The organism is Bacillus sp. KNSH39, assembly GCF_052656585.1.
Map to the genome: position 1 here is coordinate 3286536 of NZ_JBQXYO010000001.1, position 21167 is coordinate 3307702.

Below are 21167 nucleotides of genomic sequence, written 5' to 3' on the forward strand. Positions count from 1 at the left end.
TCATACCTTTATTATATGAAAAAAACATGCTGTATCTCAATATTTTATAAAATCTAGCAGGATTTTACTAGGAATATTTGTATACACTATTGTTAAATACTCCACTAAAGGGAATGAGGATTATGCACGAATGGGGCTTGTCAGAAGAGCTCAAAATACAAACAAAGCAAATGATTGAAATTGCTGAAAAAGAACTATCGATTATGAGGAACGCAATCGATAAAGAAGACGAATGTATTTTATGCAAAATGGAAGATATTCATCATATGTTAGCAAATGTACAAACATTGGCAGCTACATACTATATTCAGGCATATTTATCACCTTATACGGAAAGTTCATCTTTTATTACGACAGCTATCCAACACTTAAGCGCCAGAAAACATGGTGCTCTTATCGTTGTGGAAAGAAACGAGACGCTTGAAGCTCTCATTCAAACTGGAACGACATTAAACGCTCATTTAACTGCACCATTACTCGAATCAATATTTTATCCAGGTAACCCTCTTCATGACGGTGCCGTTCTCGTAAAAAATAATCATATTGTCTCAGCTGCTAATATTCTTCCTTTAACGAAAAGTACAGAAGTTGATCCTGAGCTAGGAACACGTCACAGAGCTGCAATTGGCTTATCAGAAAAGAGTGATGCACTTATATTAGTTGTCTCTGAAGAAACGGGCCGTACTTCTTTTGCTTTAAACGGGATTTTGTATACCATTTCTTTATAAACACTTTTTATCACTTTTTTGAACAGCACGGTAGTAAATGAAGTTATATCGAATTACCACCAAATACACCTACCATATCAATAGAAAAAGCTGTCTCCAAAATTTGAGACAGCTTTTTCTTCAAAAAAATTATTCTTCTACAAAATGCTCGAAAAGTATACGAATTACCTATACCATTGCTCGAGCTGACCATAAATTATTTGCTCAAAGGGATGTCTAAGTACACTTACTACTCTTTTTGTACTCAAAACATGTTTAGACCTCTTTCATAACAACTGTATGTTTTCTAAAATGCTTCACTTCTAGCTATTATTTTTTATCTATTTTTAATAAATAGTAAAAAAGGGTACTTTAGAAATCCTATCTAAAGTACCCTTTTATTAAAAATCTATTTTATTATAAAGAATAATTGGAGACTGCAAAATGATAAAAATATAGCATACTTTCAAAATTATTTATAATTATTAATATTAATATTAAACATAAAGCAACTACTTTTACACGTCTCATCACTTTAAAACCATATGCTAATAATAACGGTATTGTAAACAGCATATGTGCGCCATAAATAAATGCTTCAGATGCCCCAAAACCAATAATTCCATGTAAAACAATATTAAATAGTAAACAGAAACTTAAAAACCTTACGAAAGGCTCTTTTCTAAAGTTTTTCCATACAGCTACTATTATAAAAGTATACACAGATACAATCACAATCCACCCGATCATAGTATGCGATGGAAGTATATTTAATTGTGCGAATTGCTCACCTTGTCTTAAAGTAACTTCCGAGAATGGTCCAAAGATGAATGAAGATCCTAATAATAGATGAAATACTAATATACCTGATGGCTTAACGTATTCTGGTGAAAAACTCTGTCCTTGCGCAGCAAAGTCCATACTACCCTTTAATCCTTCGATAAGAACGACATTATTTGCGTTCATTGCTAATACAAACAGGACCACGACAATAACAATCGAAATACCAGTCCAAATAATTTTTTCCCGTAGTTTCTTATAACTCATCAGACTACCTAAAAACCACATAAACGAATTGGTTAATGTAACCCCTGTTATTACTATTGCCAACAATACATTCGCAATACTAAATCCTATTTTCGCTTCTTTTTCCCCTGTAATAAATGGATAGCATACAAAGCACATAAGTACCAATGTGAAATTTGCATAGCTAAAAGATTCTGGTGTCCACGTAATAACTAACATTGTAGCTGAAAATCCATACATGACCGCTAGCAAAAAAGAAACAATCGTATTCTTACAAATTTTACAGCATAATGTATAAATCATCACTACACTGAACGCGCTTAAAAACGTTTGAATAAATATAATACCATGTACAATATTCCCTACTTTTACTGTCTCCAGCATCCACATGAATTGTTGAATAAAATAATAAAGGAATGGATGTCGGAACCAGGTCGCCGCTGCTACATCTACTTTTTCAAGGAAAAAGGAGATGATATAATATCCTTGATCAAAAGAAAAATAGGTATCAACCACCCACGCTTCAATAAAAAGCTTAGAGTGAGTATCCATTTTCCAACCGATAAAAAAATAAAATGACCAATAAAAAATGAAAAGGACAAGGGCTAATATCCCCTTTCCTTTATAATCATTCCAAATATTCAATACTTCTTCTCCTCTCTACGGTAGAAATAACATAATTAGATGTGCCACGTACCCAATAACTGTTCCTAACACAAGCCCACCAAAAATCTCATGCCAATGATGTCCTTGACGCTCTCTTAATTTTTCTTCTTCCGAACTTATATGTTTATTCAACATTCTTGCATGTTTACCAACTGTACGGCGAAGTCCTGTGGCATCAATGATAACAATTGTTAAAATTGCCATCCCGATTCCAAACATCGGTGTATTAAACCCTTCATGAAACCCTATTGTCATGACCATACTTGATAAAATCGTTGTATGCGTACTAGGAAATCCACCATTTCCAACTAAACGAAAAGCATCTTTTCCAGAACGAAGATAATTCACTAAAAATTTCAATACTCCCGAAGCTACCCAAGCTATAAATGGAAGTATACAATATAAATATGTTCCCATTGCTTTACCTCCTATGATTTTGCAATAAATAAAATGCCAGCTACTATACATACCATTCCAGCAATTTTCATGAAATTGATTGTTTCACCAAATAATAATGCTGACGCAATAATAACAAATACATATCCGAAACTCACCATTGGGTATGCATAACTTAAATCAACCTTTCTCAGCACAATCATCCATAATAATGCACTTAAACCGTAAAAAGCTAGTCCGAAAAAGTTCGGTACGTTAATGAAATTCATAATACCTACAGCCGCTGAACTTTGTGATTTCATTGCACCAAATTTTAATAAAATTTGCCCTACAACTCCCATACCAACTGATAAAATAATCATTAAAAATTGTTGCATCTCTATACTCCTTAACTGTTTATATTCAAAAAATGTTTTATTCCAAATAAAAAACGTTTAAGACACTCCTCTTAAACGTTTTAACAAACCCGAATAGAGTAATTAAAAGTTCAATAGTATAATAATAACTGTTATCGCATATAACAACACTGTTATTAAAATATGCTGATCCTCTAATAAAACTTTATCTGGTTCTCCACCTTTATCTTCCATGTGAACTAAATATAAATAACGAAAAATCCCGTAAATTACAAATGGGATTGTCCACATTAAATAGATACTTTTCCCTGCATTAAAAGTAAAGATAGCATAAGTTACAATAGTTGCCGATGTAACAATTGTACTTAATTGGTCTAACAAAGCAGGAGAATAACTTTCTAATACTTTTCTATGAGAACCTTTATTATTCTGTAACAATACTAATTCATGTCTTCTTTTATTAATAGCCAAGAATAGTGACAGTAATAATGTACATAATAAAAACCACGGTGTAAATGGCACTTGAATAACTAATCCACCGGCCAATGCTCGTAAAACAAATCCAGCTGCAATAATTAAAATATCAATGATTACAACGTGTTTCAAACGAATTGAATACGCTACATTTAAAATAAAATAGACTGCTAATACTAAGCACAATAACGGATTTAATATATATGAAACTACTAAAGACGCTACTAAAATAACACAACCTGCCGTAATAGCAAAGTACGGATTTAATGCCCCTGATGCCATCGGTCGATATCGCTTAACAGGGTGTTGTCGATCTGCCTCAATATCCATAAAATCATTTAAAATATAGACACAGCCAGATATTGCACAAAATAGCGCAAAACAAATTGCAGCTTGTGCCACCATAGTTAAAGATACTTGTTTTATTGAAAAGACTAACGCTGCAAATACAAGCAAGTTTTTAGTCCACTGTTTCGGGCGTAACTGTTTAAAAAACAATACAACTATATTTTGTTGAGATAAAGTTCCTTCCCTCATAATAATAAGAGTGCTTCTATTTTTGTCACTCTCTTCTTTCCCTCCCTATTCAATTGTTATTTACTTCTAATACAGGAAAGATTATATCACATAAGTATAACATTGAAAATCAACTATTAAATACCAATAAAAAAGGCTGCCTCAAAAATTTGAGACAGCCTTTTCTTCAAAAAATTATTCTTCTCCAAAACGCTCCACAAGTGTTGCAAGTGTACGTACCATTGCACCAGTTGCTCCAGCTGGACCTAAGTCGTGCGCGCCTTTTGTTTCTGATGTTCCAGCGATATCTAAGTGTACCCACGGTGTATCTTCAGCGAATTCGCCTAGGAATGTACCTGCCATAACCGCATGTCCTTCACGGCCTGGTGAGTTATTTAAATCAGCAAACTTACTGTTTCTCACACGTTCTTTATCACGATCAAAAATCGGTAGTTGCCAAATTGGTTCATCTGTTTCCATAGAGGCCTCTAGTACTTGCTCAAACAACTCTTCATTATTTGTCATTGCGCCTGTCGTATGGTTTCCAAGTGCAACAATTACACCGCCTGTTAATGTTGCAACATCAACAAGGTAGTTTGCGCCAAGTTTTTTCGCATACGTAATACCATCAGCTAAAGCTAGACGACCTTCTGCATCCGTATTTAATACTTCAATTGTTTTTCCACTCATAGATGTGATTACATCGTCTGGCTTAAATGCCGTACCACTTACAACGTTATCAGTTGAAGGAATAACAGCGATCACATTTTGTTCTGGGCGCAGTTCTCCGATAATTTCCATCGCACCTAATACAGCAGCTGCACCGCCCATATCACCTTTCATACCAACCATGCCTTCACGTGGTTTTAAAGAATAACCACCTGTATCGTATGTAATACCTTTTCCAACGAATCCAATTACATCTGTCCACTCTTCTTTTCCTTTATAAATAAGAGCAATCATTTTGGGTGGCTCTGTACTACCTTGGTTTACTGCAAGTAACGCACCCATACCAAGATCTTCCATCTCTTCTTTTTCAAGAACTTTATAGTCCATATCATACTTCTCCGCTAATTCAACAGCATACTCAGCAAGCTTTGTCGCTGTTAATACGTTTGGCGGCATATTTACAAGTGTACGAGCTGAATTTGTTGCACTTCCATGTACGTAGCCAACTGTTAATGCGGCTTCAATTTCTTGTGCATCTTCCGCTGTAATAGCCGTGAACTTCTCTAACTCTACACGATCCTTTTTATCTGATTTATACGTTTGTAATTCATATGTACCAAGGCCTTGTACCTCTGCTGCAATATGAGCGACATCAATCGCGTCTAATTTCTCTGTTACGAAAGAATCAAGTAAGATTGCTGCATCTTGTACTTTTGCTGCTTGCAGTATTTTAAATGCCTTACCAAGAGCCGCACGTAACGTTTCTGTCGTATAAAACTCTTTCTTGCCTAAACCAACAAAGTAATAACGTTTCACATTTGTTTTTCCTAAGCTATGTACTTTCGAAATGGCCTTTTTCTTCGTAGATAATTCTTTCTCTTCTAGTAAAACTTGTAATTGTCCTTCAAACGCTTTGTCCAGTTCTTGTACAAAACTACTCATTTTCTCTTCTTCAAATAAAGCGACAATTACTGCTTCGTGACCTGCTAATTCTTTTTGTACTTGAAACATGTTCAGACCCCCTAAATTTCTCTACCACCATTATAACTTTATTTTCGATAAAATGCGACAATTCTAACTACAGTTATATGACGTGTAAAATCCCCTCTATTATGAAATAAGCCAAGAAAAAAAGTCTAGCGTAATTACGACTAGACTATCTTTGTTTTAAATATTGACCACGAAACACTTGCATCGTTTCGTCTTGATTTAACATCGTTAACTCTTCTTCTGTAAACTTACCATTTCCTACTTTTACTACGTACACATTTACTTTTTTCTTACCCCATTGGCTATAAACATCTTTCACCGTATCATAATATAGATCAAGACGGTTTCCTTTTATTGCACCGCCCTTATCAGCTACTACACCATACCCATAACCTGGTACGAATAAAATTGTTCCAATTGGGAATACGCGTAAGTCCGCTGCGATTGTGGAATATAAATCCCTTTTCGCCTTAACACCTGAATATGTAATACCATACTCCGGATGTCCCGGCCTCTTACCAGTTGACTCGATTCCCGACGTATAACCTGTTGCAGTCATTTCAATTGAACGATATTTAGACCAGTCGTTTGCCTGCTCTAAAGCATTTATCACTTCTTTACTCGGAGCAACATTTCTCTTAACTTCTGCTGCATGTACTTCTTTTGCACTCGTTCCCTCATACTTCTTTACAATCTCTAATAAAGAAACTCCTGTGAAAGCATTCCATGTTACGCATAATGCAATTGCAAGTAAACAAGTCATCATAATGCGAATACAATATCGTTTTAACATTTTTATATTCCACACTCCTTCATCGTTAATCATTCCCTATACCATGAAGGAATATGCAAAAAAATAATCTCCAACTTAATTGGAGATTAAAACATTTGATATCCGCTTTTCCGAAGTTTCTTGATTACGACTCCTGCTAAAGCAGCCCCTACTAATCCAGTAGATAGAATAAATACGTCTGCTTGTCCTAAGTGCGATACACTTGTCCCAAATGAAGAAAATGTTTCTTTCGGTTTTGAAAAATAATCCCACATACTCGCTTTATTAATAATAAGCATACAAACAATCGGATACACAATAACCATTACCCAAGTAGCTCGCAAAATCATGTTGAGTAAAAATCCAATTCCAAAGAACAAAATAAAAAATAACATCATTGAAATAAGTAGTACCGGTATACTCACTCTTTCTCCCTCTCCTTCGCACGTGCCGTAAATACGTGATAGGCTGTATAACCAAATGGTTCTCCTGGATTTAATGTTTTGTCCACTTCAAGATGTAGTTCTGATCTTCCTTCTAACAAATATTTAATAAGTACAGACGTATTCGGATCGTCCGCAATCTTATCTGGATGTAAGAACGCCACTTCAGACAATTCTTTCTCCTGTACAATAATATTTTCTCCTTCAGGCTCCAAAAGGAAAATAATCATATTATCACTAATTTCATCACGAATAACACCCGATCGAACACCAATGATTCCCTTCACATGAGCGACAATGCCTGTCTCTTCTAACACTTCGCGTTTCACAGCTTCATCAACTGTCTCACCTTCATTTACAAAACCAGCCGGTAAAGACCATTTCCCTTTTAATCCACTGTATTTCTTCTTAACAAATAGCCACCTACCATCTTTTGTAGCTACTAAACCACTAACAGCTAGCCATACCTTCCCTCGTTTCTCCATGATGTAATAACCTCCTCTTTCAGAACGGACAGAATATTCTTTCTTTTTATATTATACTATATTTTTAATATGAAAAAAGCAGAAACAGCTCTTAGCCGTTTCTGCTTTTTCTACTATATATTAAAAGAACTTTAATTTACCTTTTTTAAGAACTAATAAAGGTCCACCTAATAAGAATAGGTAACGGTTATCGATTACTTTCTTCATGAAGGAAGCTTTCCAACCTGTTAACTTTTTACCCATAACAACGCCCATTGCATCGTCATGACCTAAAGAACATACAGATCCTTTATTATCAAATGCGAATTTTTTCATTTCACCTTTACCACGAACTAATACAGTTAAGTTGTGTGCAATATTGTAACCTTGTTGAATTGCAATTTGTGCTGTTGGTGGGTATGGACGGTTAATTTCTTCATTAATGATTAACGCTGCGTCACCAACCATAAATACATCTTCGTATCCTGGAGCATGCATGTACTCATCAACTTTTACACGTCCGCGCATTGCTTCAAATCCAGACTCTTCCACAATACCGTTACCACGAACACCTGCAGCCCAAACTACTGTTTCAGACTTAATTAATTCAGTGTCATCCCCATTCGCAACGATAATACCTTCTTCAGTTGCTTCTTTAATTGCTGTACCGATGCGGAATTCTACACCTTTTTTCTCAAGTTGTTTTACAGCGTATTCTACTAACGCTGGATCGAAACCTGGAAGTGCTGTTGGAGCAGCTTCTACACAGATGATACGTGCTTTTTCACGTGGTACATTGTACTCTTTGCAAAGTTCAGGAACACGGTTTGCAAGCTCACCTACGTACTCGATACCAGTAAATCCAGCACCACCAACAACGATTGTTACTAACTCATCGCGTTGTTCAGTTGCATATTTAGAGAAACTAGCTTCCATATGCTCACGAATTTCACGAGTTGCATTAATGTTAGCGATTGAGAATGCATGCTCTTTTAATCCTGTAATTCCGAATGTTTCTGATTCGAAACCAAGACCAATTACTAAGTAGTCATACTCTAACTCGCCGTCTTTTAAGATAATGCGTTTTTCAGCAGCTTTAATTTCTACTACTGTGTCTTGTACAAAGTTCACTTTATTTGTATCAATAACGTCTTGAATATCTAGACAGATTTTTTCATCTTGTAATGTACCAGCTGCGCTCTCGTGTAACCAAGTCGCTTGGTAGTGATAGCTGTTGTTGTTTACTAGCGTAATTTCAGCTTCATTTACAGATAATGCTTTTTGCAGACGAACAGTCGTAATCATCCCGCCATAACCTGCACCTAAAACTACGATTTTTGGAGTCTTCACCAAATCACAACCCTTTTCTTTATATAATAGTAATGAGAAATAATACCAAGTACTAAAAACTCTATTTGTCAAGAATGTGGAATTTATCACATTCTATATCATAACAAAACGCAGTCAAAAAATCGTACGAATTTTGTCATAGAAATTTAACATAATACTTCCCTATATTAGTCGGTTTTATTCCAGAATTCAAGCGTCTGGAGAATTATCAATATTTTAAAATAACATAGCGTTTTCAAGGGTTTTTTAGACTTTTTTTCATGTATTTTCCTTTCTGTATATTTTATACAATAAAAAAGAACCTATGCGAAAACTTACACACAATTCAGTCGTTTTCAGAAGTATTATGAACTCAAATATGCTATCATTTATTTGAAAGTGTCATCATTTGCAGGATTTTCGTGTACATATGAACAATATATGAAATCAATATCAAAATTCCATCTATAGGGGGAATGAAAGTGGCAGAAAATCAAAAAGTTTACGACATAACAATTATTGGTGGTGGTCCAACAGGGCTGTTCACAGCATTTTATGGCGGTATGAGACAAGCAAGTGTAAAAATCATTGAAAGCTTACCTCAACTTGGAGGACAATTATCCGCACTCTACCCTGAAAAATACATTTATGATGTAGCTGGATTCCCAAAAGTGCGCGCACAAGAATTAGTTGATAACTTAAAAGAGCAAATGAAGAAATTTGACCCAACCGTTTGTTTAGAAGAAGCTGTCGATACGCTTGAGAAACAAGCTGACGGTATATTTAAACTTGTTACGAATAAGCAAACTCACTATTCTAAATCAGTTATTATTACTGCTGGCAATGGTGCTTTCCAACCACGCCGCTTAGAATTAGAAGGTACAGCAAAGTATGAAAAGAAAAACTTACATTATTTCGTTGATGATATGAATAAATTTGCCGGTAAGCGCGTCGTAGTATTTGGCGGCGGCGATTCAGCTGTTGATTGGACAATGATGTTAGAACCGATCGCTGAAAAAGTTACAATCGTTCATCGCCGCGATAAATTCCGTGCGCATGAACATAGCGTCGAAAACTTAATGAATTCTCGTGCAGAAGTAAGTACACCGTATGTTCCAGTTGAACTCATTGGTGATGACAAAATTGAACAAGTCGTTCTTCAGCACGTAAAAACGGAAGAAAAAGTTATCATCGATGTTGATGACGTAATTGTAAACTATGGCTTCGTTTCTTCTCTTGGCCCAATTAAAAACTGGGGCTTAGATATACAAAAAAACAGCATCCTTGTAAATTCAAAAATGGAAACAAATATTCCTGGCATTTACGCTGCTGGTGACATTTGTACATATGAAGGAAAAGTAAAACTCATTGCTTGCGGCTTCGGTGAAGCACCAACAGCAGTAAACAATGCAAAAGCTTACTTCGATCCAAATGCAAAACTTCAACCAATGCATAGCTCAAGCATGTTTTAATATGTAAAAATAAAAGCTCCTTCCATACGTGGAAGGAGCTTTTATTTTATATACCACGAAAGCACACTGAATTCGATAAACTATCGAATTCAGTGTGCTTTTCGTCTAAAAAAATTATTGTTTTCTTCTTCTACCTAATACGAATAATACTCCGCCAACTAAGAATGAAATTCCAGCACCAACTGACATCATCCATGGAGACGCTGCCCCTGTTTTCGGTAATTCTCTTTCTGTTTTTACTTGCGGCTCTTTAATTAATTTTTCCAATCTTACTTCCGGTTTCACTTCTGGCTCCTTCGGTTCTTTCGGATCTTCTGGTTTCACTTCTGGCTCCTTCGGCTCTTTCGGATCTTCTGGTTTCACTTCTGGCTCCTTCGGTTCTTTCGGATCCTCCGGTTTCACTTCTGGCTCCTTCGGTTCTTTCGGATCTTCCGGTTTCACTTCTGGCTCCTTCGGTTCTTTCGGATCTTCCGGTTTCACTTCTGGCTCCTTCGGCTCTTTCGGATCTTCTGGTTTCACTTCTGGCTCCTTCGGCTCTTTCGGATCTTCCGGTTTCACTTCTGGCTCCTTCGGTTCTTTCGGATCTTCTGGTTTCACTTCTGGCTCCTTCGGTTCTTTCGGATCTTCCGGTTTCACTTCTGGTTCTTTCGGTTCTTTCGGATCTTCCGGTTTCACTTCTGGCTCCTTCGGTTCTTTCGGATCTTCTGGTTTCACTTCTGGCTCCTTCGGTTCTTTCGGATCCTCCGGTTTCACTTCTGGCTCCTTCGGTTCTTTCGGATCTTCCGGTTTCACTTCTGGCTCCTTCGGTTCTTTCGGATCTTCCGGTTTCACTTCTGGTTCCTTCGGTTCTTTCGGATCTTCCGGTTTCACTTCTGGTTCCTTCGGTTCTTTCGGATCCTCCGGTTTCACTTCTGGCTCCTTCGGCTCTTTCGGATCCTCCGGTTTCACTTCTGGCTCCTTCGGCTCTTTCGGATCTTCTGGTTTCACTTCTGGCTCCTTCGGTTCTTTCGGTTCTTTCGGATCTTCTGGTATCTTAAAATCTTCTTTTGTTTTCGGTAAAATTGTAACTGTAGGCTCAAGTGGCGGATTTATTTTATCGTCCACTACTGCTTTATTTGTTATCCCTTTACTCGGCGCTTCTTTTACCTTCGCGTTAAAAATAATACTACGTTCTTTCGTATCTGTAATTTCTAGATACTTGGCGATTACTTTTCCAAACTCCATTTTTAACTCTATTGGATTTGGCTCAGCCCCTTCAAATCTAATACTACCTTGCACGTATTCTAAACCGGCTGGAATTTCATCTTCTATTGTAACTACATCTAGTTTTCCGTTTTCCACCGTATTTTTGAAGCTAATTCGGTATTCTACTTCTTCTCCTAGCTTTGGCTCTTTATTACTTACTGTCTTCGCTGCTGTTAACTTACCATCTTTATATTCTGGCTTTATTTTCGCTGTCGGTTCTATAACTGGATGTTTCGGATCATCCACTTCAATAATCGCTTTATTTGTTATTTCTCCTCCAACTTTTGCTGTTTCTTTTACCTTTACTTTAAAGATGACACTTCTTTCTTTCGTATCCGTAATTTCTGGATACTTCACTGTTACTTTTCCATTCTCTACTTTAAGTTCTGTAGGCACAGGCTTATCACCTACGGCCTCCAGACTATCTTTCACATACTCTAAACCAGACGGAATTTCATCTTCAATCTTTACATCAACTAACTTCCCGCCATCTACTGTGCCGTTAAAAGTAATTCGATATTCAATTTCTTCCCCTAGCTTTGGTCCATGATTACTTACTTCTTTCCTTGCCTCTAGTTTCCCATCTTTATATTGCGGTGTGATTGGTATAAGTGACTCAACTGGCGGAGTCGTCGGATTATTATCATCAACAATCGCCTTGTTTACAATCTCTTTTCCTACTTGTACCGTCTCTTGTACTCTCACTTTAAAGATGATACTTCTTTTTTTCGTATCCGTAATTTCTGGATACTTTGCTGTTACTTTTCCATTCTCTACTTTCAGTTCCACCGGATATGGTTCCGGCCCATCAGACTTTATACTATCTTGTACATATTCTAAACCGGCTGGAATTTCATCTTCTACCTTTACCTCAGTTAGTTTTCCGTTCTCTACCGTATTTTCAAAGCTAATTCGATATTCTACTTCTTCTCCTAACTTTGGTTCATGATTACTTACTGTTTTTTCTGCTTGTAATGCACCATCTTTATATTGAGGCTGAATAGAGATATTCGGTTGCTCTGGTGGATTTATTGTATCTTCCACAATCGCCTTGTTCACAATCTCTTCGCCTACTTTAGCTTTTTCTTTCACTTTCACTTTAAAGACGATACTTCTTTCTTTCATATCCGTAATTTCTGGATATTCCGCAAGGACGATTCCGTTTTTCACTTTCACATACAACGGTTTCGGATTCTCTCCCTCGGCTCTTTCACTACCTTCTACAAACTCTAAGCCAGTTGGTAATTCATCCTTAATCTTCACCTTCGCTACTTTTCCACGCTCTACTACGTTACGGAAAGTAATTCGATACTCTACTTCTTCTCCTAATTTTGGAGCTGGATTATTTACTGTTTTCTCAGCTTTTAGTTTTCCGTCCTTATACTCCGGCGTAATAATCGCTTCTGGTTTTTGCGGCGGATTCTTCGGATTGTCATCATCCACAATTGCCGTATTCACGATTTTCTTACCGACTTTTGCTACTTCCGTTACTTTCACTTTAAAGATAATACTACGCTCAGCTGTATCAGTAATATTTTCATACTTCGCTGTAATTTTCCCAGCTTCTTCTTTTAACTCTACTGGCGCTGGCTCATTACCTTCTGATTTTAAACTATCCTTCACATACTCTAAACCAGTTGGTAATTGATCCTCAATTTTCACTTCTGCTAGTTTTCCGTTTTCTACCGTATTTTTAAAACTAATTCGGTACTCTACTTCTTCTCCTAGCTTTGGATCTTTTTTATTTACCTTTTTATCAGCTTTAACTTTACCGTCTTTATGCTGCGGGGTAATTTCTACTTCTGGTCGCTCTGGTGGATTTTTTGTATCATCAACAATTGCTTTATTTACAATTGCTTTGTCCACTTCAACAGAATCTTTCACCTTCACTTTAAAGATAATGCTTCTTTCTTTCATGTCAGTGATATTTTCATACTTCGCACTAACCTTACCAGCTTCTTCTTTCAACTCTACTGGTGCTGGCTTATCACCTTCTGCTTTTAGACTATCTTTCACATACTCTAAACCAGACGGAATTTCATCCTCAATTTTCACCTCTGCCAGTTTTCCATCTTTCACCGTATTATTAAATGAAATTCGGTATTCGATTTCTTCCCCTAGCTTCGGTTTATGATTATTCACCTTTTTATGAGTAGCAATTTTACCGTCTTTATATTGCGGTGTAATTTTTGCTGTCGGATCAATTACTGGATGGTTCGGATCATCAACATGGATAATCGCTTTATTTGTGATATCTTTACCTATTGCAACTGAATCTTTCACCTTCACTTTAAAGACGATACTTCTTTCTTTCGTATCCATAATCTCTGAATACTTTGCCATTACCTTACCATTTTCTACTTTCAGCTCCACTGGTTTTGACTCTTCACCTTCAGCCTTTTCGCTTCCTTCTACAAACTCTAATCCAGCTGGAATTTCATCTTCTATTTTTACCTCTGCTAGTTTTCCATCTTTCACCGTATTATTAAAAATAATTCGATATTCGATTTCCTCACCTAACTTCGGTTCATGATTACTTACTTCTTTTCTTGCCTCAATTTTCCCATCTTTATATTGTGGTGTAATCGGTACATAAGGCTCTTCTGGCAGATTCTTTGTATCATCTATAATTGCCTCATTTACGATTTCTTCTCCCACTTTTACGCTTTCTTTTACCTTCGCTTTAAAGACAATACTTCTTTCCTCTGTATCTGTAATTTCTGGATACTTTGCCATTACCTTATTATTTTTCACCTGTAGCTCTACTGGTTTCGGTTTAGAACCTTCTGCTGTGATGCTGCCTTCTACATACTCTAAACCATTTGGTAATGTATCCTTTATATTTACCTCTACTAGTTTTCCGTTTTCTACCGTGTTTTTAAAACTAATTCGGTATTCTACTTCTTCTCCTAGTTTCGGTTTATGATTATTTGCTACTTTCTGCGCAGCAATTTTACCATCTTTATATTGCGGAGTAATTTCCACACGAGGCTCTTCTGGCTCATTTTTTGTATCTACTACGATTGCTTTATTAACAATCTCCTTTCCTATTTCTGCCTCTTCTTTTACTTTCACTTTAAAAATAATACTTCTTTCTTTTGTATCCGCAATTTCTAGATACTTTGCCATTACCTTGCCGTTTTCAAATTTCAATTCTACCGGACTTGGTTTAGAACCTTCTGCTTGTAAACTGTTCTCCACGTACTCTAATCCAGCTGGAATTTCATCTTCTACTGTAACCTCTACTAGTTTTCCGTTTTCTACCGTGTTTTTAAAACTAATTCGGTATTCTACTTCTTCTCCTAATTTCGGTTTTTTATTGTTTACAAATTTCTCTGCTTTAAGCTTACCGTCTTTATATTCTGGCGTAATTGTTACTTCTGAAGTTGTTGGATCTTTTGTATCATCAACAACTACTTTATTGACAATGCCTTCACCAACCTTAAATTCTTCTTTTACTTTCGCTTTAAAGACGATACTTCTTTCTTCTGTATCCATAATTTCTGGATATTTTGCGATTACTTTTCCATCTTTCACTTTCAGTTCTACCGGATCTGGCTTAGAACCTTCTGCTCGTAAACTATCTTTCACATACTCTAATCCATTTGGTAAATCATCTTCTATCTTTACCTCTGCTAGCTTTCCGTTTTCTACCGTATTTTTAAAGCTAATTCGGTATTCCACTTCTTCTCCTAACTTCGGTGTTTCATTATTTACCGTTTTCTTCGCTTCCACTTTTCCGTCTTTATGCTGTGGAGTAATTTCTGCCGTCGTTGTTTCTGGCTTATTTTTCGTATCATCAATAATTGCTTTATTGACGATTTTTTTACCGACTTTCACTTCATCTTTTACTTTCACTTTAAAAGTGATACTTCTTTCTTCTGTATCCGTAATCTCTGGATACTTCGCCATTACCTTACCATTTTCAAATTTCAATTCTACTGGATCCGGCTTAGAACCTTCTGCTTTCACACTGTTTTCTACGTACTCTAAACCTTCTGGTAAAGTATCTTCTATTTTCACCTCTGCTAGTTTTCCGTCTTCTACCGTGTTTTTAAAACTAATTCGGTATTCTACTTCTTCTCCTAACTTCGGCGTTTCATTATTTACCGTCTTCTTCGCTTTCACTTTTCCGTCTTTATGTTGCGGAATAATTTCTGCTGTCGGTGTTTCTGGCGGATGTTTCGTATCGCTCACAATCGCTTCATTAACAATTGAATCGCTCACTTTACCTTTTACTTTCACTTTAAAGGTAATACTTCTCTCTTTTGTATCTGTAATCTCAGGATACTTTGCCATTACCTTACCGTTTTCAAATTTCAATTCCACTGGATCTGGCTTAGAACCTTCTACTTTTACACTATCTTTCACATACTCTAATCCATTTGGTAAATCATCTTCTATCTTTACCTCTGTTAGCTTTCCATGTTCTACCGTATTTTTAAAGCTGATTCGGTATTCCACTTCTTCTCCTAACTTCGGCGTTTCATTATTTACCATCTTTTTTGCTTCAAGTTTTCCATCTTTATACTGAGGAATAATTTCCGCAGTCGGATTAACTGGCTTATTTTGCGAATCATCAATAGTTGCTTTATTAATGATTTTTTTACCGACTGTTACTCCTTCTTTTACTTTCACTTTAAAAACGATACTTCTTTCTTCTGTATCCATAATTTCTGGATATTTTGCCATTACCTTACCGTTTTCAAATTTCAGCTCTACTGAATCTGTTCCGACACCTTCTGCTTTCAAACTATTTTCTACATACTCTAAACCTTCTGGTAAAGTATCCTCTATTATCACGTCTGTTAGCTTTCCGTACTTAACCGTGTTTTTCATACTAATTCGGTATTCTACTTCTTCTCCTAACTTCGGTGTTTCATTATTTACGCTTTTCTTCGCTTTAATTTTTCCATCTTTGTGTAATGGTGTGATTTTTGCTTCTGGTTCTTTCGGATGTTTCATATCATCCACAATTGCCTTATTGATGATTTCCTTACCTACTTCCGCTTCTTCCTTCACCTTTACCTTAAAGACAATACTTCTTTCTTTCATATCCGTAATATTTTCGTATTCAGCAATGACTTTTCCATCTTTCACACTTAACTTTAATGGAGCTGGTTTATCACCTTCAGCCTTTTCACTGCCTTTTACATACTCTAAACCGTTAGGAATTGTATCCTCTATTATTACCTTTTCTAGTTTTCCGTTTTCTACCGTGTTCTTAAAGCTAATTCGGTATTCTACTTCTTCTCCTAGTTTTGGTGATGGATTATCTACTGTCTTCTTCGAATCAATTATTCCATCCTTATGTTGCGGAGTAATTCTTTCCTCCGGCTCAATCGGTGGATTTTTCGTATCATCAACAATTGCTTTATTGACAATCTCTTTATCTACTTTTGCTTCTTCCTTCACCTTTACTTTAAAGACGATACTTCTTTCTTTCATATCCATAATATCGATATACTTAGCTTTGACTATCCCATTTTCAACAGCTAATTCTACTGGTCCAGGTGCTTCTCCTTCGGCCTTGATGCTATTTTCTACATATTCAAGACCTTTTGGAATTGTATCTTCCACTCGCACCTCTTCAAGTTTTCCGTTCTCAACCGTATTATGAAAACTAATGCGGTACTCGATTTCTTCGCCTAACTTTGGCTTCTTATTATTAACTACCTTTGTAGCAGCAATTTCACCTTTTTTACTTTGCGGTGTAATAACAACCTTTGATTCAACAGGCTCATTTTTCGGATCTTTTGCAATTGCTTTATTTACGATTGCCTCCCCTACTTTTGCCGAATCTTTTACTTTCACTTTAAAAACAATACTTCTTTTTTCTGTATCCGTAATTTCTGGATACTTTGCCATTACTTTGCCGTCTTCCACTTTTAGTTCTACTGGCTCTGGTTTTATACCTTCAGCTTTCAAACTATCTTTCACGTATTCAACACCTTTAGGTAGTGTATCTTCTACTAGCACCTTTTCTAGTTTTCCGTTTTCTACCGTGTTCTTAAAGCTAATTCGGTATTCTACTTCTTCTCCTAGTTTTGGTGTTTGATTCGTTACGCTTTTTTCAACATCCACTTTACCGTATTTATAATCCGGCGTAATCTTTTCTTCTGGATGCTCAGTTTGTCCATTCGGCTCACTCACAACCGCTTTATTAACAATCGTTTCTCCGGCTTTTGCCTCTTCTTTTACTTTCACTTTAAAGGCAATGCTTCGCTCTTTTGTATCCGTAATCTCTGGATATTTTGCGATTACCTTACCATTTTCTACTTTTAACTCTACTGGATTTGGTTCAGCACCTTCAGCTCTCTCACTGCCTTGAACAAATTCTAAGTTAGCTGGAATTTCATCTTCTATTGTAACTGCATCTAGTTTTCCGTTTTCCACCGTATTTTGGAAGCTAATTTGATATTCAACTTCTTCTCCTAGCTTCGGCTTTTTATTTGTTGCTTTTTTCTTTGCAGCAATTTTACCGGCCTTATGCTGTGGTGTAATCTTCTCTTCTAGATTCTTTGGTGGATTTGTTTTATCACTAACGGTTGCTTTATTAACAATTTCTTCACCAATTTTTGCAGTTTCTTTTACTTTTGTTTTAAAGACGATACTTCTTTCTTCCATATCCATAATTTCTGGATACTTTGCAATTACTTTTCCATTTTCAAACTTCAGCTCTACTGGCTCTGGTTTTGCACCTTCTGCTTTCAAACTATCTTTCACGTATTCAAGATTGCTTGGTAATTCATCTTCAATCGTCAATACATCTAGACGTCCATCTTTTGTCTTATTTTTAAATGTAATACGATACTCTACTTCTTCACCTAGTTTCGGTGTTTTATTAGATGCTATTTTTTTAGCTTCTATTTCTCCAGGGATCTCTTTTGGAGTCGTAACCGTAATATCTGCATCATCTGCAGTTTCATAATTTACCTCGGTACTATCTTGTCCCTTTACAACAACGATATTTTTTACTGTTGTATCTGATTGTACAGAATCTTTCACTTTTACTTTGAATGTAATAACGGTACTTTCACCCGGCTTTAAAACACCGCCGTCTTTAGCATTAGCACCTTCACCAACACGGAAATCAATTTGATTATTTACAAACTCTGCTTCATCATCGCTTGCATCATCTGTTTTATTTCCTTTATTACTTCCAGAAATATATTGTATAGATCCCGGAACATACTCTAAACGTTCATCTAATTTATCAAAACCTTTTACATTCGATACCGGTGCTTGGTTATTTTTCGTATCATTTTTCACTTCAATTTGATACGTAAACTCTTCACTAGCTTTAATTTCCTTAACTTCTTTACCGGTACTATCTAATGCCTTTTTATCAACTTGTAAGTTTGGAGCATTATGCTCTGTAACGAATGTGGCGTTATTTAATACGTAAATATCACCAGTAGCACCATTTGCTTTAAATTGCATTTTACCTTCTTTTAAATCATTTTTTACTTTAGCAGGTCCTTCAAGATGATACGTATGAATATCAGTACTAAATGAATTTGTCCAATCCGGATTATATCCTGGATATTTTTTCGTAACAAACTCGTTAGTACCATCCACTTGCACTTCTGTCATAGATGAATCATTAACATCATTTTTTTTACCGTTAATGTTTTCTAAATCTTTATAACCGAATCCAAAATCATACTGCCCAAAATCATAGGCATATATATCATTTTCAGCAGGATCTCCTTGTGACGAGAAATAACTAAATTTCGCCTTAAAAGCCCCTTCTTTTGGCGTGTTTATTTTATTAATACCAATAGTTGTCCAGGCTGCACTTTTTTGAGCAACTAACCCTTCCCAAATCTTCATATCTTTTACAGTTTCTTTATGGTTTTCATACACTAATATAAGATTCCAGTTGCCCCAGTAGTAACCACTGCCTTTTTCAAATTTAATTTGTGGCACATTCGCAACTGTCACCGTTTGAGAAATACCTTGCTTTGCAATTACATTTGTTACGTCAGCATATGCAACATAACCGGCACCAGCACCCGAGTAATTTGAAATATACGGTAAATAATCCGCTTTTCGTATACTATCAGCACTTACTTCAGCGTATCCTTTATTCCCCATTTTCATTTTAACGGGCTCTCTTACATCTGCATCGCTAACTCTATACTCTTTAGATGGATAAGTTGGCGTTCCCATAGCTGCTGTCCAAAATAAATACGCCTTTTTCACTTTACTTCCAGCAGGAATGTTAGGAAAAGCTCCTGTTGACGAATTAAAAGTACTATCATCGTTATCAACGTCCACAGTCATTTTATTCGTCTTATACCCCAGACTTTGTCTGCCATAATGATCGGTCGTCAAACCAAGTGTTACATTACCAGTCTGTACTAAATTACCAGGAGCAATTATAGAATACAACGGGTCTCCAAATCCTTGTTTATCTCCTGTTTGGATTTGAACCTTCGAAGCATTTTCTGACGCAGCTTGTACTTCTGCAACACTCTGCTTTACTGCCTCTTTTTCTGGCTGTTTCTCAGCTTCGGTTACTGGTTGTTCTGGTAGTTCTGTTTTTGATGTAGGGTTATTTTTATCTTCTACAGATACTTTTAGCTTTTCATCAACTTTTTTAATTGTATTATTAGCTGATGGGCCAACTTCTTTCTTACTACTGTCAGCCTCCTCATCGGCATTAGCTGCTACCTTTTCTTCAGAAGGGATTCCCTCAACGTCTACAGACATGTTTCCTATTTGTACTTGATCTTTTTGCACACTAATCTTTTGTTTGTATTCTTTATTAAAATGCTGCGTGCGGCTAGCCTTTATTAGCACCGTCATTTTTTCGTGTGATTTTAAATCTCGAATTTTAAGATTAGAAGAAAGAAGTTTTCCTCCCTTATCTTTTTCTTCTACATAGAAATCCGCTACTTTATTTTCAGGTAACTTCTCTCCGTTTACTTTCACAGATTGCGAGAGGAACGTAATTTGATTTTCATTACTTTGTTTAAGCACCAATTCTTGAATTGGTGTATCTCCCGTATTTTCAATCGTATATTGAAATACGTGCTCCCTCTTAGCTACTTCCCCCTTATATATTTCGGCATTTACTTGCTCTGCCTTAATTTTCACATCATTTCCTTGTAACTCATCCCAGCTTTTTTTATTTATCTCTGCAAAAGCACTGGGTGAAGGCAATATGATGGATAGGAGAAGTGTGATCATTGTTACGACATTAAAACACTTCAATACTTGTTTCATATTTTTTACCTTTCTCCTTTCTATATGCTTGCTATCCGTCTACTTAATTTCGTAGCCGTATACATAGCAATATATATCCACTCGCAACAATCCGACCTACGAAAATGTATTGTTGAATCCCAATGTCAACAATATAAATCTCATAGAATATTACTATTTTAATTTATCAAAAATAGCATATATATATCGGACACTTATACAAACCTTCACCATTTTTTAACATAGTAAAAAATGCCCTATTGTATAGGTTTATATAACAGTTAAAGGATACATAAAAATCTTAACATACTCCCAAATCTATTTGTACACGAAATAGAAATTTTACCATTTTTTACTTATTTTTATTTATAATTAAAATTTTCAAAAAAACTCCATATATAAAAATATGTTATATTAAAATCAGGAACG

At 36.0% G+C, this 21167-nt stretch carries 12 protein-coding genes; 2 read left to right on the top strand and 10 right to left on the bottom strand.

Annotated features, from left to right (window positions below; translation table 11 throughout):
* The first annotated feature begins 122 nt into the window (after positions 1–122).
* Entirely contained in the window at positions 123–728 is a 606-nt protein-coding gene (cdaS, locus tag ACUL40_RS16910; RefSeq protein WP_000545252.1) for a sporulation-specific diadenylate cyclase CdaS, read from the top strand.
* A gap of 396 nt (positions 729–1124) precedes the next feature.
* Here the strand turns inward: cdaS and ACUL40_RS16915 are convergent, their stop codons facing one another.
* The 9 genes from ACUL40_RS16915 to ACUL40_RS16955 form a co-directional block, all read right to left on the bottom strand.
* Entirely contained in the window at positions 1125–2378 is a 1254-nt protein-coding gene (locus ACUL40_RS16915; RefSeq protein WP_100650827.1) for a DUF6080 domain-containing protein, read from the bottom strand.
* A 15-nt stretch (positions 2379–2393) separates the two neighbouring features.
* On the bottom strand, positions 2394–2816 hold the full coding sequence (locus ACUL40_RS16920; protein ID WP_000537660.1) for a divergent PAP2 family protein: 423 nt from the start codon (positions 2814–2816) through the stop codon (positions 2394–2396).
* 11 nt (positions 2817–2827) lie between these two features.
* A complete protein-coding gene (locus ACUL40_RS16925) occupies positions 2828–3172 on the bottom strand; it encodes an EamA family transporter (protein WP_001183889.1) in 345 nt (114 codons plus the stop codon).
* Between the two features lie 102 nt (positions 3173–3274).
* Positions 3275–4162, bottom strand: a complete 888-nt coding sequence (locus tag ACUL40_RS16930) for a decaprenyl-phosphate phosphoribosyltransferase (RefSeq protein ID WP_001206693.1) — start codon at positions 4160–4162, stop codon at positions 3275–3277.
* 174 nt (positions 4163–4336) lie between these two features.
* Positions 4337–5821 carry a cytosol aminopeptidase gene (pepA, locus tag ACUL40_RS16935; RefSeq protein WP_063220138.1) on the bottom strand — a complete coding sequence of 495 codons (1485 nt, stop codon included), beginning with the start codon at positions 5819–5821 and terminating at the stop codon, positions 4337–4339.
* Positions 5822–5966: 145 nt separating this feature from the next.
* Positions 5967–6593, bottom strand: coding sequence for a 3D domain-containing protein (locus ACUL40_RS16940; RefSeq protein ID WP_006922360.1), 627 nt, complete (start codon positions 6591–6593; stop codon positions 5967–5969).
* 86 nt (positions 6594–6679) lie between these two features.
* Positions 6680–6997, bottom strand: coding sequence for a YuiB family protein (locus ACUL40_RS16945; protein ID WP_000027016.1), 318 nt, complete (start codon positions 6995–6997; stop codon positions 6680–6682).
* Positions 6994–7500 (bottom strand): NUDIX hydrolase, encoded by a 507-nt coding sequence (locus tag ACUL40_RS16950; protein ID WP_065212303.1) that lies wholly within the window; start codon positions 7498–7500, stop codon positions 6994–6996. Before ACUL40_RS16950 ends, ACUL40_RS16945 begins: the two co-directional genes overlap by 4 nt.
* A 120-nt stretch (positions 7501–7620) precedes the next feature.
* Positions 7621–8829, bottom strand: a complete 1209-nt coding sequence (locus ACUL40_RS16955) for an NAD(P)/FAD-dependent oxidoreductase (protein WP_000856612.1) — start codon at positions 8827–8829, stop codon at positions 7621–7623.
* 461 nt (positions 8830–9290) lie between these two features.
* On the opposite strand from ACUL40_RS16955, the gene ACUL40_RS16960 reads away from it, so the two are divergent.
* Entirely contained in the window at positions 9291–10280 is a 990-nt protein-coding gene (locus tag ACUL40_RS16960) for an NAD(P)/FAD-dependent oxidoreductase (RefSeq protein ID WP_000829785.1), read from the top strand.
* A gap of 114 nt (positions 10281–10394) precedes the next feature.
* On the opposite strand, the gene ACUL40_RS16965 is transcribed toward ACUL40_RS16960, so the two are convergent.
* On the bottom strand, positions 10395–20759 hold the full coding sequence (locus ACUL40_RS16965) for an isopeptide-forming domain-containing fimbrial protein (RefSeq protein WP_445423151.1): 10365 nt from the start codon (positions 20757–20759) through the stop codon (positions 10395–10397).
* Between the last annotated feature and the right edge of the window lie 408 nt (positions 20760–21167).